Here is a 263-nt window from a genome sequence, read left to right on the forward strand (position 1 = left end):
GTGCTGGCGCTGATGAAAATCGGCTGGCGTGGCGTGCTCAGTTGCAAAGTAAAGTGGCGTGCCTGCGAAGTTGAGAATGACGCATGGATGTATCAAGGCAGTCAAGTTAGAATTGAGTATGCGCGGCATAGAGTCAGGTAGCATATCTAATGCGATTGAGAATTGGCGCTGTTTCAATAACGAATCACTACTTGCTAGTGTTTTATTATGCCATTGAATATGGACGGGATGTTGACTGCCTTTTATCAATAAGGGTATGGGCG

General features: G+C 46.0%; 1 pseudogene. It reads right to left on the reverse strand.

Annotated elements, in window-relative coordinates:
- Positions 1–263: pseudogene (locus AAEY72_RS15335) on the reverse strand (hypothetical protein); the annotation flags it as partial.

The organism is Psychrobacter sp. W2-37-MNA-CIBAN-0211 (genome assembly GCF_040309405.1).
Taxonomy (GTDB): Bacteria; Pseudomonadota; Gammaproteobacteria; order Pseudomonadales; family Moraxellaceae; genus Psychrobacter; species Psychrobacter glaciei.